The sequence below is a fragment of the Streptococcus mitis subsp. hohhotensis genome (assembly GCF_000722775.1).
Taxonomy (GTDB): Bacteria; Bacillota; Bacilli; order Lactobacillales; family Streptococcaceae; genus Streptococcus; species Streptococcus carlssonii.
Genome location: NZ_JPFZ01000013.1, coordinates 177,076 through 195,154 on the forward strand (window position 1 = coordinate 177,076; position 18,079 = coordinate 195,154).

The window sequence follows — 18,079 nt, forward strand, 5'->3', positions numbered from 1 at the left end:
GAGAAACACTCTGAGTAATAGCACGGTGTTCTTGTTTCTTATGTCGTGTAGATGGTTGAAGCTGTCGCAATGGTATGCCACTGGTTGGCTGTTGTGGCTGCGAAGTCCTTGTCTGCGTAGAAGTCTGTAAATGGTAAGATTTCCACTTCTAGCTCGTCGATGCGGTCAATCTGACCAGCCAGATAAGCCTCGATACGGCTTTCTGCTCGCTTGATGCGTTGCAAGAGTCCGCCCATACGGATATCGACCGTATCCAAGCCAAAGACCTTGTTTTCTTTCAACCATTGATGGCTAAAGAGGGCATGGAAGTCTTCAATTTGGCTTCTAAGTTTTGGTAATTCTTGTCTGGCAATTTCTTGCAGACTTTCTTTATCGTTTACTTCATAGGCCTGACGAATGCGTCGTCCCACATCGACTTTGCTACTTAAAATTCGGTTCAACTGGGCCTGAGTTCCAAAGAGATAGGCATAGTTCCCAGCTTTTTCTTTAATATCAGCAAGCGTCTCAGCAGCCTGAGCGAAGTGCGGTTTGTCCTGTTCAGGTGTCATGTGTCGGTCAAGGATCGGACAGAGAACATCCTGATAAAAGACATAGCGGTTAGGATTGATCCCACTGAGATTGCCTGGTAGATCTGGTAAGAGATTGGCAAGGTCAATCTGCATGAAATCCTCAACCGATAGACCAGTATTGGTCTGGAAATGAGCAGACAGTCGGTCTAGGTCATTGCGATAGCTGAGTTCTGCCCAGATTTGCAAACTTGGTAGGATAGAAAACTGAGCGGTCTCACCACCATTGTCCCCCCAACCCGTCACGATGACTTCTTTGATATCATTGGCATGACAGGCTTTATTGGCTTCAATAGCGATGAGACGACTGAAATGGTTATTGGGTGTGAAACCAATCCACTTCCAAGCACCACCTGCAAAGGCAAGGTCATGGCTAATCTTGTGATGGTTGCGGAAATTGCGATTGTATTTTTCCTCGCTATCCTGATAATAGTCCCAATAAACCAAAGTCACTCTGTCTTTGAGACGGTCGAGGTAAACACGAGTTTCTTCTGGAATTTCCACATCACGGTCGTACTGACCATCCGCTGACATAAGTTTAAAGAACATATCGCTCCACATCTGGCAGTGGAAACCATATTTATCAGCAATATCCAGCACGCGCTCCAAGTGTTGGCACATGAGGAGACTACGATCCACAACACCATTCAGAATCAAGTAGCGTCCCAAACCAACCAAGTGGGCTTCGTCCATCCCGATATTGACCTTGCGAGTTTGTAGTTTAGATAGAGTAGCAAACATGCCATCAATCAGGTCATAAACCTTTTCTTCGCCAATGAGAAGAATATCCTCCACATCACGGAGTTCTTGCACTTCCTTGACACCCCATTTAACGAAGGCTGACAAGTGAGCCAAGGTCTGGATACATGGCACAAAGGTCATATCAAACTGCTGGGCATAGGCTTCGATTTCCTGCAATTCCTCAGCCGAATAAGCTCCACGGAAATAGCCAAAGTAAGGCTGCCCTTCAATCTGGTAGGTGTCTTCCATGTAAAGCTCAAAGGTTGAGTAGCCCATGAGAGCCAAGACCTCAATCATCTGCTTGGCAGCAGCCACATTTAGCACCGCGTTTCTCGAACAGTCAGCCATGTAGGCTAAATCTTCATAAGCCGCCTTCTCCTTAATCTCTACCTTGTCACCTTCTGCTATAACTGTTGCCAACAAGGACAAGGCACGATAGAGTTGGTGAGGTTTGCGATAAGTTAGTTGATAGTGACCACCCTCACCCTTGATAGAGATAGAGGCTTGATCAGACTGAGCGACTGCTACCTCTACATCTGGCAGAGAAATGTGATTTTTTAATACTTCAATAGCTTGCGCTTGTTTGTCACTAATTCCTGTAAATCTTACCATTGGTTTTCCTCCTGTAGCCAGTTGACAAGGGCACCGTAGAGATTGGAATCTGCATGATAGGTGCAGGCTTGGATGACAGGTGCCACCGTGTATTCTTCGTAGTTCTCGACAAAGTTATCAACAGCCTTCTTGACACCTTGAATAAAATCTGGATTTTGACTGATAGAGCCTCCCAGACTGATGACATCTGGATCGATGAGATACTGAATATTGAGCAAGCCTTGCGCCAGATTACGGTTCATGCGCTCAATGGCTTCTTGGCAAAGGGCATTCCCAGCTGCAGCCCCTTGGTAAATCTTGCGACCGTCCCAATCAGTCTGACCAGATTTTTCAATCACGTATCGTACCATATTTCCAGTTGACGCTAGTTGCGACCAGTTGTTGAGCTTTTCAGCAGGGGCGAGAGTTGTCATGTAGCCAAATTCTCCACCCAAGCCGTGGCGACCTCGGTGAAGTCTACCATTGATAATCATGGCTCCGCCAATCCCTGTCCCAATCACGACACAGGCTGCATTTTCAAGTTCTGGATGAGCCAGTAATTCACTGAGTCCAACGCAGTTGGCATCATTTTCTAGATGGACAGGAATCTGATAAGAGCTAAGCGCCTCATACCAAGAAAAGCCGTGAATGTAGGGCACCGCACTGAAGCCATCAATCACACCTGTCTCTTGATTGACCGCGCCTGGAACGCTCATAGCAATCCCTCTATAATCCTGTTCTGACAAGCGCTGGTCTATCCACGCTAGTAAATCCTCCAAATTTTCAGGCGTTGGAATGCTTGTCTTATTCAGTATTTTCCCATCAGGAGTCAGACTGGCAAACTTAATCCCAGTCCCTCCGATATCAATCGTTGCAATAGTCATTGTTTTTACCATAAAAAGGGGCGAATCAGCAGTTAGTTCTTACCTTTTCGCCCCTCCTTTCTCTTTATGTTTACTTTTTGAAATTAAATTTCTTCTTTTTTGATAAATTCTGTACGAATCTCTTGTGGTGAAATGAGGCCTCTATGAACTGGATATGGTCGTTCAAGTAGATCAAGGAAGAGATGTTGACTTTCCGGTACACGCACATTTTCACTACACATATTGTAGTAACGAAGGACATAGCCTTCTTCATTTTCAGCTACCTTAAAGGCAGTTGGGCAGATTTGCGGTATACTGAGAACAGAATGGCTCAAGAGGCTACCAGTCGCAGCCACGCTTCCTTCTTGTCTAGCAAGCTGAAGGCTGGTAAATGGTGTCTGCAAGGCTTTAGCACGACGATAGGCTGAGAAGCGTTCTTGGGCTTGGTGGCATTCAAGCGCAAACTCGACTTCAAACTCACGCAAGCATTGTGCTTCTGGTGTTGGGAAGTAACCCCAGTCACCTAGCTCACCTGACGCACGCAGAATGGTCACTGCAATGGTGTCGTCTCCAAGGATTTCGTATTCATTCAATCCCTTGTTAGATACAGTCACACCTTTTTCATCGTCATACAGACTGACAAAGGCTTGTTGGTGTTGAGGATTTTCAGGATTTTCCCATGAAGATGCTGGTTTGTTTGGTCGTGTCACCACCTCATAGATGCTTTCAGAATCATTGCTTGGACGCGTGTTATGAGTCTTGACCAAGAGACGGATACGGTGGTCTTTGGCAGTGTTAGTAAAGCGAGTCTTGCAACGGATTTGTGGATTATCAACGAAGACAGTCATCTCTGTTTCAAGAGGAATACTTATCAATTCTTCTGAACGTCCAGCTTCACGCTTCATAAACTCGATGATGCCTTTTTGCTCTTCTTCTAGCTTTTCATCTGCACTGACAGGCACGGTCAATTCATGTTTGAGCAAAATCTTAGCGTAGCGAGCTGTGTTTTCCAAGACCTCGTAGCCCTTAAGCTCTGCATAGATTGGCTCTGTTCCTTTTGGTTGGAAATAGATATACTCGTTTCCGATGTCACCACGGTCTTCGAAGCGGATAAAATCTTCATAGGCTTCGTGAGTTGTCTTGTCATAAACTGTGATGTTGTCATCCACACTCACCGTTATAAATGGCGTATCAATCACTCCGTTTTGGTAAATACCGTCGCGGTGTTCTTGTTCTCCTTCCAGCAATTGGAAAGTTGTCCAAGAAAGCGGCGCTAGGTGAACTGGAATGGTCACGCGCACTTGTCGAGCGATACGAGCTTGGCGGAACTTGTCTTTTGGTAAATCGTACTCAAAATTAGCCCCAAGGTCTTCGATTTTAGCCTCTACAGGACGCCCATCCAAGTCCTCCACACGGTAACTTGGCAAGGTAAGAGCAGCCATCTTCTTGTAACCTTCTGTTGGGTGCAATTCCTTGAAATCACAAGTCGCAACATCAATCACTGTGCTGACAGTATCAACCTTATCATGCAAGCCTGTGTTAATGACAGTAAAGAGATAATCACTTTGAGCCTTAGACGTAGCAATTTTACCCTTCCACTCATTAAGAAGATTGCTCTTAACAAAGGTTCCGACTTGGTTAACCTTGGCAAAACGAGTTTCCATCTCACGGTGAACTTCGTCCACGCTACAGCCACAGATACTATCATGCGGCGCATTTTGCAAAAGAGTTTTCCAAGCATATGTCAACTGATCCTTGTGGTTATGACCCCCAGTGATAATTGTCAAGGGTTCTACCACTTGCTCTAGGAGATTGCTATTTTCTTGGAAGGCTTGTTTGAGATAAATACGAGATGAAGAAGTGTTGGCAAGTGTGTACCAGCCGTCTGTTTCCTGACTGGTCAACTCACCTGTAACAGTCGATAACTGCTCTGGCAGGGCACTTTCCACGGCTTGGACATATTCATCAAAAGAACTATGAACAAAGGTTACATCTGGGAAGAGTTCATTTGCCACACGAATGGCTTCGCTCAGATTTTTCTGTACAGGCTGATGGTCACATCCGTTCATCATCAACCATTGGTTGGTCGAAGCGTAGTCACGCACATCTGACAATTTTTGTTTCCAGAAGGTCAAGGCCTCATCTTTATCAACTGGGATTTCATTCCCGTTACTGTACCAGTTGGCAAAGAGAATCCCAAGAACACGACTTCCGTCCGCACCCTGCCAGTACATTTCTGAAAACTGGGAAGTAAACTGCTCATCTTCGAGAACTTGGTTGTCAAATCCAATCGGCTTCACACCACGACCAAAGGCTGCCACATGAATGCCTGATTTTTGAAGGATTTGAGGAGCTTGTCCCATATTTCCAAAGGTATCTGGGAAGTAACCAATCTGGGTTGATTTGCCCCATTTTGCACATTCTGCTTGACCAATCAATGTATTGCGAACATTGGCTTCACTGGAGATCAAGTAATCATCCTGCAAAATGTAAAAGGGACCAATCTTCAATTTTCCTTCGTCAATGTAGCGTTGGACTTTGTCGCGATTTTCCGGGCGAATCTCCAAGTAGTCATCAAGGACAATAGTTTGCCCATCTAAATGGAAACTCTTGAACTCAGGGTCATTTTCAAAGAGATCAAAAAGATTGTCAAATAATTCCACCAACTGCATACGGTGGCTTTCAAAAGGTAAGTACCACTCACGGTCCCAGTGACTATGTGAGATAATATGTACAACAACATTTTCCATGAAGTAAAACCTCATTCTAAATTTAAATTTTTATTGTTAACGTTTTAAATGTAAATTTGTGATTCTTTCCAAGAATCAGTTGCGCTAAAGCGAGCTCCTTAACGGATATCCAAGTAATCCAAGACCAATTCACAGAACATCATGTTAGCCCAAGAGAACCATTCACGAGAATAAAGAGTTGGGTCATCCACGTGGAAGCTTTCGTGCATAACACCTGTACCACCATCGCAAGCAACCAGCTGATCCAGCAAGAATTTTTTCTCTACCTTATCTCTTGTTGTCAAACCTTGGATAGAAAGGGCGATTGGCCAGATATAGCGATAGAAGGTATGAGAACTTCCGAGACCGCTAGCGTATTCTCCTTGGTAGAAATATGGATTTTCAGGGCTCAGAATGGTACGACGAGTTGCTTGATACACTTCATCGTTGACATCGCAGTAGCCCAGATAAGGTGCAGACAACAAACTTGGTACGTTTGGATCATCCATGATGCTGGCATTTCCTAGACCATCCACTTCAAAGGCATAAATCTTTTCGCCCTTGCTGTTGCTTGTGTAGGCGTAGTTTTCGATGCCTTCTTGGATCTCCGCTTTGAGACGCTTAGCATCAGCAATAATACTCTCGCTATCAGCTAGGTCTAGTTCTGCAAAGATTTCTTGGACATAACCCAAGACTACTACAGCAAACATATTTGACGGAATCAAGTAACTATACTGACAGCAGTCATCGCTCGGACGAAAGGCTGACCAAGTCATACCTGTCACTGCAAAATCAGGGCCAAAGCCATCATTTACCAAGGTATCTTCCTTGCGGTCCGTATCCCGGACAAAACGATAAGGAGAGTTCTTGTGGTCTTGTTCTACCGTCCACAGATGGAGAATTTCCTTAGTCGCTGTGACAAAAGTTTCATCAAATTGACTAGTCTCGCCAGTTTCTTTCCAGAGGAGATAAGCCAACTGCAAAGGATAGCAAAGCGAGTCCACCTCATACTTGCGTTCCCAAATCCAGCCATTAAGGTCTGTGTGGTCGGTCTCGTGGTGCCCCTTCCAGTTTTCCTCAATGTTAAAGGAATTTGCATAAGGATCCTTGAGAATCAAGGTCATCTGACGTTTAACCAAACCTGCAATGGTCTGACGCAGGAGGGCATCTTTTTTAGCCACATGAAGGTAGGGTCTGAGTTGGGCTGTCGAATCCCGAAGCCACATAGCAGGAATATCCCCTGTGAGCACAAAGGTTGAACCATCTTCTAGGATTTCAACCGTATTGTCCAAGGTGTCGGTGTAGCAACGCTCGAAAACATCCACCCACTCTGGATGGTCCTTAGCCCGCTCTGCCACTTCATCTAGCCAGTCTCTAACAATTTCTTTTGAATAAATCATCGTGCAGTATCCTCTTTCAAACAAGCTTCATTTTCAGTATATAGCTTTTGAGACAGAAAATACATACACAAATGATAGTCATTTTTCTACAAAATAGTTATCTTTGAAACTCCTTTTCTAAAGGTTATCTTTTTCTGATATAATGTAGAAAAACAGCTAAAGGAAAGACTATGAAACCACTACTTGAAACCATCGATACCCGCTTTGGTACTGCCAGCAAGCATGCCTTTTCTCGGGGAAATACCCTGCCATACACAGGCGTTCCTTTTGGGATGAATTACTTTGTACCCCAGACCAGTGACCAGGAAGGATCTTGGTTTTTCGATCCGCATCTGCCCATCTTTCAGGGAATTCGATTGACCCATCAGCCCAGTCCTTGGATTGGGGACTATTCTTGGCTCCTTCTGACACCTGTCACAGGCCAGCTAGGTGGAGACAGCCTCTTCCATCGTCAGTCTTCCTATGATATGGATAAGGCCTCTTTCCAACCTCATTATCTGAAAATTTTCTCCCTGCGCTATCAGATTGAAAGCCAGCTCACACCGACTTGCTACGGTGCTTCTATTCGTTTGGAGCAAAAGCAAGGCAAAGCCCTCTCCCTCTATCTCCACGCAGCAGATGAACTGACAGTAGAGCAAGTAGATAAGAGGAATCTTGCCCTGCGACAAGAAGGTAAAACTGAAACCAACAAAAATCCACTGATACGGTTCACTTCTCTGCAAATAAACACGGATATTCTTGCTGTTAGCCAAGAAGGTGGAGACTGGCGAATCGACTTAGCAGATAGCCATGCTGAGATTCAGCTAGCCACTTCTTTCATCTCCCCTTCTCAAGCACTACTCAATCTACCCCAAGAAGATTTTGATAGCTGTAAAGCAAGTGCCCAAGCGGACTGGGAAAATCTTCTCCATCGTTTTGACGTTATCGAGACAGGAGAGGCTGACAGAACCTTCTTTGACCACTGCCTTTACAGACTCTTCCTATTTCCTCAAACTTTTTATGAGATTGATGAATCAGGGCAAGCCATCCACATGGATCTGGCTACTGGCACTGTCAAGCCCGGTGTCCTCTTCAGCAACAATGGTTTCTGGGATACCTTCCGCACCACCTTCCCCCTCTTTGCCCTTGTCATACCGGAACACTATCACCGCTTTTTAGAAGGTTTCCTCAATAGCTACCGCGATACTGGTTTTCTTCCAAAATGGCTGGCTCCAGATGAACGTGGCATGATGCCAGGTACACTTTTAGACGGTATTATAGCAGATAGCGCCTGCAAGGACATGGCTCCCGACTTGGAAGAAGAACTCCTCCAAGCTATGCTCGAAACAGCCAGCAAGGCCGATCCTCTCGGCATCAATGGCCGCCACGGACTAGCCCAATACCAAGAATTAGGTTATCTCTCTACCGACCACCACGAAAGTGTCAGTCACACTCTTGACTATGCCTATAGCGACTTTTGTATCGCCAGCTGTGCCGAAAAACTAGGGAAAATAGCAATCGCTGAAACCTACAAGACTGCATCACAAAATTACCGCCATCTATTTGATCCTGAGACAGGTTACATGAGAGCGCGAGACAGCCAAGGTAACTTCCGCCCTGACTTTTCTCCTTATAGTTGGGGACGCGACTATGCCGAATGCTCTACCATCCAAGCAACTTTAGGTGTCCTCCACGACATCCCAGGCTTGATCCAGCTTATGGGTGGAAAAGAAGCCTTTAACAACTATCTTTTAAAAGCCTGTCAGGAGGCTCCCCTCTTTGAGACAACAGGCTATGGTTACGAAATTCACGAAATGAGCGAAATGGCTACTGCTCCTTTTGGGCAACTCGCCATTTCTAACCAACCTAGCTTCCACATTCCTTATCTATTCCGTTACAGCAACTACCCTGACTACACTGCCCTTCTCATCAAGACGCTCCGTCAGAAGGCCTTTCACCCAAGTTGGGAAGCCTATCCTGGCGATGAAGACAATGGCAGTCTCTCAGCCTGGTACATCTGGTCAGCTCTCGGATTTTATCCGACCTGTCCAGGAAAACCAAGCTATGATCTCGGAATCCCTCTCTTTAATCACCTCCGTATCTACCTAGCTAAAGAAAATAAATGGCTAGATATTCATACTAAGCAAAACCACAACCATTTTAACTTTGTCAAAGAATGCCGACTGGACACAACTCTAGTATCAACTATTCAACACCAAGACCTCCTAAAAGCTGATCAGCTAACCTTCACCCTCAGCTGGTTACCAAGTCAGCTGTCCACTTCCTGAAATACAAAAATCTCCTAGCAGACTTTCCTGCTAGGAGATTTTCTTATGAGAGGTACTTGCTTAAGCTTTGAAAATCGGATTTATCATCTGATGTTTATCAAACAATCTACCAATTAAGCTTCTTCGTCTTCTTTACGACGACGGCCTGCAAGACCAAGACCAAGTAATGCACTTGCGGCAGCTGCTACCATAGCTACAGTAGAATCTGCTGTACCTGTATTTGGCAACTCTTTAGCTGCTTTACGCGCATTTGCTTGTGCTGATGCTGTTTGACCAGCATTAGCCGCTGCTTGAGTTGTAGCTGGAGCTACAGCTGGTGTTTGAGCAGCTTGGTCGTTAGCTGGAGTTGCATGATCAGTTGATGGAGCAACTTTCGCCATGAAGTCTTCGATACGTTTAACCATTGCATCCACTTCTGCTTGAGTTGCGTCTGCATTAGCAAGTACTTTCTTAGCATCTGCTGATAATGCATTCGCTTCTTTTGCAGTTTCTGCATCAAGTTTAGCTGATTCTTTAATGATCAATTCATCTAATTGATGGATAGCACCTTCTAACTTAGCTTTATTCACTTTTGCATCAGTGTTATTAGCTGCGTTATTGTCAGAAGTTCCGTTACCGTTACCACTGTTATTGCCTCCACCATTTGATGGTACATATGGACGTTGTTTAAAGATATCTTTAGCTACGATTGTGTAAACTTTACCATCTTTAGTAATTACAGTTGCGTTTCCTGCTTTGTCGAAGATAACTTCTACTACATCAGCATTTGCTCCTTTAATCTTAGCTTTTGCAGCTTCTTTTTCTGCATCTGTTAAGTTATTGAAGTCTGCTACTGTTTCTTTTTCGAAGTCAACGTTGATGTTTTCACCATTGTTCTTAGCTGCAACATCTTTAGCATCTTTAACTAATTGAGCTGCTGGAATTGTTGCTGTCTTACCTTCTGGAGTTGTTACTGTCGCATTTCCGTTTTCGTCTACTACTACAGTTGATCCTGGGTTGACTGCTTTAATTGATTCTTTAACTTTTTCAATTTCATCAGCTGTTAATTTAGCTTTATCTCCAACTAACACTCTAGTTGCTGGTGTATTTACACCATTTTGTTGAGTTGGATCAGTTAATTTATCTTCTGGAATTACTAAGTCAAGTTCTGGGATTACTAATACTGTTCCATCACCTTTAGTAACGATTACATCACCTTTATCATTTACTACTACAGTTGATCCTGGGTTTACATCCTCTACTGCTTTCTTAACTTTTGCTTTTTCTTCATCTGTTAAGTTAGCTGGATCTTTAACTACTGTCTTAGTTGCTGGTGTATTTGCTCCATTTCCTGCATTTGCTTTACCTGCGTCTGATGCTGACTTAGTTAAGTCTGTTGCTGGAATTGTTGCTGTTTTGCCTTCTGGTGTTGTTACTGTTGCGTTTCCTTTATCGTCTACTACAACTTTAGATCCTGGGTTTACTGCTTTAACTTTATCTTCGATCGCTTTCTTCTCAGCGTCTGTTAAGTTAGCTGGATCTTTAACTTCTACCTTAGCTGCTGGTGTGTTTACTGCATTTCCTGCATTTGCTTTACCTGCATCTGCTGCTGACTTAGTTACGGCTGCTGCTGGAATTACGGCTGTATTGCCTTCTGGTGTTGTTACTGTTGCGTTTCCTTTATCGTCTACTACAACTTTAGATCCTGGGTTTACTGCTTTAACTTTATCTTCGATCGCTTTCTTCTCAGCGTCTGTTAAGTTAGCTGGATCTTTAACTTCTACCTTAGCTGCTGGTGTGTTTACTGCATTTCCTGCATTTGCTTTACCTGCATCTGCTGCTGACTTAGTTACGGCTGCTGCTGGAATTACGGCTGTATTTCCTTCTGGTGTTGTTACTGTTGCGTTTCCTTTATCGTCTACTACAACTTTAGATCCTGGGTTTACTGCCTCAATTGCTTTCTTAACTTTTGCTTTTTCTTCATCTGTTAATTTGGCTGGATCTTTAACTTCTACCTTAGCTGCTGGTGTGTTTACTGCATTTCCTGCATTTGCTTTACCTGCATCTGCTGCTGACTTAGTTACGTCTGCTGCTGGAATTACAGCTGTCTTACCTTCTGGTGTTGTGACTGTCGCATTTCCTTTATCATCTACAACTACTGTTGCATCTGGATTTACAGCTTTAACTTTATCTTCGATCGCTTTCTTCTCAGCGTCTGTAAGTTTTTCTGGATTTGCTACTACTGTCTTATCTGCTGGTTTAACGATGTCGTTGCCTGCATTTGGTTTAGTTGCAGCTTCTGGATCTTTCGTCAAGTCTGCTGCTGGAATTACAGCTGTCTTACCTTCTGGAGTTGTGACTGTCGCATTTCCTTTATCATCTACAACTACTGTTGCATCTGGATTTACAGCTTTAACTTTATCTTCGATCGCTTTCTTCTCAGCGTCTGTAAGTTTTTCTGGATTTGCTACTACTGTCTTATCTGCTGGTTTAACGATGTCGTTACCTGCATTTGGTTTAGTTGCAGCTTCTGGATCTTTCGTCAAGTCTGCTGCTGGAATTACAGCTGTCTTACCTTCTGGAGTTGTGACTGTCGCATTTCCTTTATCATCTACAACTACTGTTGCATCTGGGTTTACAGCTTTAACTTTATCTTCGATCGCTTTCTTCTCAGCGTCTGTAAGTTTTTCTGGATTTGCTACTACTGTCTTATCTGCTGGTTTAACGATGTCGTTACCTGCATTTGGTTTAGTTGCATCTACTTCTGATTTGAATAAATCTTCTGATGGGATTGTCGCAGTAGTTCCATCTTTCAGTGTAACTGTCGCATTACCATCTTCATCAAATTTAACAGATTTAGTTTCTGGGTTTAATTCTCTTAATTTTTCTTCTACTTTAGCTTGATCATCCGGATCATTTGCTTCACCGGCTACTTTGTCTGCTGGTTTAACAATTTTACTATTTCCTGCATCTGGGTTAGAAGTATCTTCTTTAGTTCCTACTAATTCTGATGCTGGAATTGCTGCAGTTTTACCTTCTGGAGTAGAAACAGAAACAGTTCCATTTTCATCGATTGTTACGATAGCATCTGGATTTACCTCTTCAACTTTAGCAACAATCTTAGCTTTCTCTTCGTCAGTTAAGTTCGATGGATCTTTTACGATAACTTTATCAAGTGGTTTGTTAATGTCATTTCCACCTTTACCGTTATCTAACTGGTCCTCAGTTTTCACTAATTTTGTCGGATTGATAATTCCTTTATCGCCAGCTTCTGTTGTTACTTCGATGTTTCCATTTTCATCATATTTAACTTCTTTAGCTGTTGGGTTAACTTTCTTAACTTCTTCTAAGATTTTAGCTTTTTCTTCATCTGTTAATGCACTTGGATCTTTTACTAATACTTTATCAATTGGTCTGTTTACTTCTCCAATTGCTTTAATAGCCGCCTTATCAGCTTCTTCTATTGTATTAACATCGTCTACACTACTTACTGCATCAATTGCTGCTTTAGATTTTTCCGCAGCTTTATCTACTTTAGCTTTTAATTTAGCTTTAGCTTCAGGAGTTAGATCGTTACGCGCATCGATTTCTGCTTTCTTAGCTGTTGCTTCTTCATCAATTGCTTTACGAGCATTTGGTTTATCTTCTACAACTGGTACAGATTTTTCAATTTCACCTTCAGCTGCTTCTTGAAGTTGCTTAACATCTGCATCTGTTCCAGCTTTATCGATTTCTTCCTTAGCTTCTTCTGCTTGAGCTTTAGCTGCATCTGCTGCAACTTTCTTCTCTTCATCAGTAGCATCTGGAGTATTAGCAATATCTTCCAATTGTTTTGCTAATTTATCTTCGATTGCTTTCTTGGCTGCTGGTTTAGTTACTGCTTCTGGATTTACAGCTTTAACATCTGCTACACCTTTAGCTTTTGCACCATCTACTGCTTTTTGAGCTTCTGCTGCTTTTTCTGGTGTCTCTGCATTAGCTGGTTGATCGTTGATTGCATCTGTTGCTTCTTTCGCTTTAGCTTGAGCTTCTTCCTTAGCTGCTGCTTTTTCTTCGTCAGTTAAGTCTTTACGCTCGTCGATTGCTTCTTCTTTCTTAGCTAACTCTTTTGCAATTTCTTCTTTAGCTTTTTCTTTCGCTACTGGATTTACTTTCGCAACTTCTCCAGTACCAGCATTTTTCCGCTGCATCTACTGCTGCATCTGTTGTTGCTGCATCGATTGCTTTCTAGCGTCATCTGCTGCTTTCTCTGCTGCTTTCTTAGCTTCATCTTTTTCTGCTGGAGTTAAGTCTTCACGTGCGTTAATTGCGTCTACTTTAGCTTTAAGAGCTTCATCTACTGCTTTTTAGCTTCTGGTTTCTTAGCCGCTACTGGATCTACAGCTTTAACATCTGCTACACCTTTATCTTTTGCACCATCTACTGCTTTTTTAGCTTCTGCTGCTTTTCTGGTGTTTCTGCGATAGATGGTTGAGCGTCGATTGCATCTGTTGCTTCTTTTGCTTTCGCTTGCGCATCTTTCTTAGCTGCATCTTTTTCTTCGTCAGTTAAGTCTTTACGCCCGTCGATTGCTTCTTCTTTCTTAGCTAACTCTTTTGCAATTTCTTCTTTAGCTTTTTCTTTCGCTACTGGATTTACAGCTTTAACATCTGCTACACCTTTATCTTTTGCACCATCTACTGCTGTTTGTGCTTCTGCTGCTTTTTCTGGTGTTTCTGCGTTATCTGGCTGTGCGTTAATAGCATCTGTCGCTTTTTTAGCTTTTGCTTGAGCATCTTTCTTAGCTACATCTTTTTCTTTGTCAGTTAAGTCAGGACGTGCATCGATTTCTCCAACTTTCTTAGCTAATTCATCTGCGATTGCTTGCTTAGCTGCTTCTTTCGCTACTGGGTTTACAGCTTTAACATCTGCTACACCTTTAGCTTTAGCTGCATCTACTGCATCTTGAGCTGTTTTAGCTGCTGTTGGTGTAGTTGCTACATCTGGCTGCTTGTTAATAGCGTCTGTTGCTTCTTTTGCTTTCGCTTGTGCTTCTTCCTTAGCTTTTGCTTTCTCTGCATCTGTTAAGTCTTTACGTGCATCGATTGCTTTTTCTTTTTCTGCTAATTCATCTGCGATTGCTTTTTTAGCCGCTTCTTTAACTACTGGAGTTACATTTGCAACTGCTGTAGTTCCATCTGTTTTAGCTTTATCAACTGCTGCATTTGTAGTTGCTGCATCAACAGCATCTTTAGCTACATCTGCTTGCGCTTTTGCTACTTCTTTCGCTTTAGTTTTCTCTTCTGGAGTTAAATCTGTGCGAGCATCGATTTCTTGGTTTTTAGCTTCTAACGCTTTATCGATTGCTTTTTTAGCTTCTGGTTTAGCTTTAGCTACTGGATTTACTGCAGTAACTTCATCTACACCTGTTTCCTTAGCTGCATCTACTACATCTTGAGCTGTTTTAGCTGCTTCTGGTGTAGCTGCTGCATCAGGTTGTTCTTTAATTTTCGCTAATTGTGCATCAGCTTTATCTTTTGCTTCATTCTTAGCTGCTGTTTTTCTTCATCAGTTAAGTCTGTACGCTTATCAATTTCGCTATTTTTATCTTCTAATGCTTTTGCAATTGCTTTCTTAGCTTCCGCTTTGGCTACTGGAGTTACATCTGCAACTGCTTTAGTTCCAGCTTCTTTAGCTTTAGTAACTTCTGCATCTGTTGTTGCTGCATCGACAGCTTCCTTAGCTTTATCAGCTGCTGCTTTTGCTGCTTCTTTAGCTTTAGTTTTCTCTTCTGGAGTTAAATCAGTACGAGCGTCAATTGCTGCTTCTTTAGCTTTAACAGCCTCGTCAATTGCTTTCTTAGCTTCTGGTTTTGCAGATACTACTGGGTTATCTTTTGCAATTGCATCAGTTCCTGCTTTTTCTACTTTATCTAACTCAGGTTTAGTTGTAGCATTAGAGTTAGCAATATTTTCAAGAGCTTTAGCTTTATCTGCATTTACTTTAGCGATTGCTGCATCTTTTTCTTCTTGAGTTGCTGCTGCGTTATCATTGATAGCTTGGATTTGTTTGTCAGCTGCTTTATTAACCGCATCGATAGCAGGTTGTTTGTCTAGAGTTACAAACTCTGATAATGGTCTTGTATCTTTTGAACCATCTGCGTATGTTACTACAAGATTTCCTTGGTCATCTTTTGTTACTGAAGCAATTTTAGCATCTTTATCTGTAACTGGAGCATCTTTTGAGATATTTGCATCGTCATTATTCTTATTGTGCTCAAGTTGTAGTTTTTCTTTGATTTTAGCTAATTCTGCTTCTGTAACGTTAGCTGGATCTGTTACAGCTACTTTTTCAGTTGGCGCCTTGATATCGTACTTGTCTGTTTGAGATTTAACGATGAACTGAACGTATCCTGGTTTTTGTTGACGTACTGCGTCATCAGTCGAAGCATCAAAGTTCTGATCCGTTGGGAATGAGCTAGCATTATCATTGTCATTAGCAACAACAAAACTTGTCCATTGGTTTGGAGCTGTAAGTGTTGTAACACCAGTCATCTTGATAGTTGCTGTTCTCTTATCGTCAGATACTGTTCCTTCGCCATTTGTAACTACATCGTTATCAATCTTACCTGTTGTAAATCCATAACCTGCAGTGTTATCAGTTCCAACACCACCTGGTCCACGTAGGTACAAATCTTTAACTTCTGCATCATCTGAAGCTTTGAATGTTAAGTCAGTATTTTCACCAGTATAAACATAGATTTGTTTCTTATCTGGGTTTGAGTATGGAAGTTCAACTGTTGGAGCTGGATTTGTACGTGCAAAGTCAGTTAATGGTCTGCTATCTTTAGAACCGTCTTTATAGGTTACTACAACATTGTTCCCATCTTTTGTAATAGATTCAATACGATCATCTTGATTTTCTACTTCTGTACCTTTTTTATCAGCTAGATTTTTATCTGGGTTTTCGGTAGAGTATTGAATTTTAATATTTTTCTTAATCTCATTAAACTCAGCTTCTGTGACATTATTAGCATCCACTACAGGAACTTTTGTAGCTGGAGTTTTAATATCATATTTGGCTGTTTGAGCTTTTAGTTTGATAGTGAATGAACCTGGGTCAGTCGCATATGAATTAGAAGTTGCAGTATTCTCGATAAATGCACCATCAGTATCTGTAGCTGTTGCATAACGAGTTACAATTGTAAGTTCTTGACCTGCTTCTTTAGGGAATTTATTCTCAGCAATTCCAGAGTTATCTTTTGAAATGTTCCCTTTAATTTTTACAATAGCTGGATTTTCAGCAGTTGCTGGGGTTTCTGTAGAGATTTTTTCAACTGTTGTATTGTACTGATTATCTAAAACATCAGGATTAGATGCATCTTTAGCTGGTGAATCCTGATTTCCACCACGTTTAATTGTAGCAGATGCTACTTTTCCTGAATCATCTGTAAATTTAACAGGAATTTCAAAATCTTCGTTCGCATACACGTAAACGTCTTTTTTACCCTCTACAGAGTAAGGAATTTCTACTGTTGGAGCTGCGTTTGTACGGGCAAATTTAGTTAATGGTAATGTATCTGTAGATCCATCTTTATACGTTACCACCATATTGTTATCTACTTTTGTAACAGATTTAATCTTAGCATCTTTATCGTCAACATTTTGACCTTGTTTCGCAACTAAGTTAGCATCTGTATTCGTTTTAGAATAGTGAAGTTTGATGTTTGCATTGTTTGCACCAACTATTTTTGCGAACTCTTCAGCTGTTACATTATTAGCATCAGCTACTGGTACTTTAGCAGCTTCGTTTTCAGGTGTTGTAACATCGTATTTTTGAGTTTGTGGTTTAAGGATAACAACGAAAGAACCTGGATCATCTGCACCTGTTGCGCTTCCTCCAATTTCTCCTCCATCAGCATCTGCAACTCGTAGGAAACGCCATCCTAAAGTTAAACCTGCTGGGGTTTCTCCTCTAGTCGCTGCATCTAACTTATCTTGTTTTAAACCATCTGTCGCCGCTGGTGTACCTGAGTAAGTGATTACCGCTGGATTTGCATCTGTTGCTGGCGTCTCAGTAGTAATAGTAGTCGCTGTGTATCCATATTGAGTACTAATTTTATTTGTTGCACCCGGAACTGGATCAAATTCTCTGTTACCACCTCGTCTTACTGTTGCACTTGAAATTTTTCCGCTATCATCTTTGATTTTAATATCAAATGAGTTTTCTTCTGCACCGTAAACATAAATTTCTTTAGCTGCTGCATTGGAGAAAGGAAATTCCGCTGTTGGTGCTTGGTTTACACGTGTGAAGTCAGTTACTGGTCTTTCAGCTGTTGTTCCATCGTTATAAGTAATAACAACTTTATCTCCTGATTGAGTAACTGTAGCAATCTTACCGTTAAGGTTGTTTCCGTCACCTTCTTGTAATTTAGCTTTAATTTGATCCAATTCTGGTTGTTGAAGTTGTGCTGGATCAGCTACAGCAACCTTATCAAAGTTTGCAGCTTTATTTGCTAAATCTTCTGTGTATTTTACGTTTTGTGAACGAACTTTGAACCATACTTGAGCATCTGGATCAGATGAACCTTCGTTGTCCATTTCATTGTTACTTGCATCTTTAGCACGAACTTTACGTGATACTACGGTTGAACCATTTTTCCACGGATTTCCATTAAGGCGCGCTTGTAATTTTCCAGTAATGCTAAGTGTCGCTGGATGGTCAGCTGTGGCTGTTGCTTCACGATCAATATTAGAGTTGTGTAATCCATACCCTATATCAGTTTCAGATCCACTACCCATTTTTTGCATCCAACCTTTAACAATCTTACCGCTGTTATCTGTAATTTTGATACGTCCAGTGATATTTGTTTCTTCTGTTGGTGTTACCCAAATTGTTCTAGATGCTGCATCATCATAGTCAATTGATACTTTTGGTCTTTCTGTATCAGCAGTTTCTGCACGG

General features: G+C 42.0%; 9 protein-coding genes and 1 pseudogene. 2 read left to right on the forward strand and 8 right to left on the reverse strand.

The genetic code is table 11. The features are described 5' to 3' along the window. Positions 1 to 38: 38 nt before the first annotated feature. From SK608_RS09765 to SK608_RS09780, 4 genes are all read right to left on the reverse strand, one after another. Positions 39 to 1,919 (reverse strand): beta-N-acetylhexosaminidase, encoded by a 1,881-nt coding sequence (locus tag SK608_RS09765; RefSeq protein WP_033678654.1) that lies wholly within the window; start codon positions 1,917 to 1,919, stop codon positions 39 to 41. Continuing rightward, positions 1,913 to 2,782: an ROK family protein gene (locus SK608_RS09770; protein WP_033678672.1), complete on the reverse strand. Its 870-nt coding sequence runs from the start codon at positions 2,780 to 2,782 to the stop codon at positions 1,913 to 1,915. Before SK608_RS09770 ends, SK608_RS09765 begins: the two co-directional genes overlap by 7 nt. Positions 2,783 to 2,865: 83 nt before the next feature. Continuing rightward, positions 2,866 to 5,511, reverse strand: a complete 2,646-nt coding sequence (locus SK608_RS09775; RefSeq protein ID WP_033678656.1) for an alpha-mannosidase — start codon at positions 5,509 to 5,511, stop codon at positions 2,866 to 2,868. A 98-nt stretch (positions 5,512 to 5,609) separates the two neighbouring features. After that, positions 5,610 to 6,890 (reverse strand): glycoside hydrolase family 125 protein, encoded by a 1,281-nt coding sequence (locus SK608_RS09780; protein ID WP_033678658.1) that lies wholly within the window; start codon positions 6,888 to 6,890, stop codon positions 5,610 to 5,612. Positions 6,891 to 7,060: 170 nt separating this feature from the next. Here SK608_RS09780 and SK608_RS09785 point away from each other — a divergent pair, with 170 nt between their 5' ends. Next, positions 7,061 to 9,157 (forward strand): GH92 family glycosyl hydrolase, encoded by a 2,097-nt coding sequence (locus SK608_RS09785; RefSeq protein ID WP_033678660.1) that lies wholly within the window; start codon positions 7,061 to 7,063, stop codon positions 9,155 to 9,157. A 113-nt stretch (positions 9,158 to 9,270) separates the two neighbouring features. On the opposite strand, the gene SK608_RS09790 is transcribed toward SK608_RS09785, so the two are convergent. Continuing rightward, on the reverse strand, positions 9,271 to 13,326 hold the full coding sequence (locus SK608_RS09790; protein ID WP_033678662.1) for a MiiA motif-containing surface protein: 4,056 nt from the start codon (positions 13,324 to 13,326) through the stop codon (positions 9,271 to 9,273). Between the two features lie 229 nt (positions 13,327 to 13,555). Continuing rightward, positions 13,556 to 13,996 carry a DUF1542 domain-containing protein gene (locus SK608_RS11990; protein WP_152548861.1) on the reverse strand — a complete coding sequence of 147 codons (441 nt, stop codon included), beginning with the start codon at positions 13,994 to 13,996 and terminating at the stop codon, positions 13,556 to 13,558. Between SK608_RS11990 and SK608_RS11370 the strand changes: the two genes are divergently transcribed. After that, the gene (locus SK608_RS11370; protein ID WP_160165263.1) at positions 13,935 to 14,084 is read left to right on the forward strand and encodes a hypothetical protein; all 150 of its coding nucleotides are present in this window, start codon (positions 13,935 to 13,937) and stop codon (positions 14,082 to 14,084) included. The genes SK608_RS11990 and SK608_RS11370 overlap by 62 nt on opposite strands. 251 nt (positions 14,085 to 14,335) lie before the next feature. Here SK608_RS11370 and SK608_RS11995 read toward each other — a convergent pair. Then, positions 14,336 to 14,623, reverse strand: a pseudogene (locus SK608_RS11995) (DUF1542 domain-containing protein); the annotation flags it as partial. 5 nt (positions 14,624 to 14,628) lie between these two features. Then, positions 14,629 to 18,079 (reverse strand): DUF1542 domain-containing protein (locus tag SK608_RS09800; protein WP_033678666.1); only part of this gene is annotated, 3,451 nt, incomplete at its 5' end.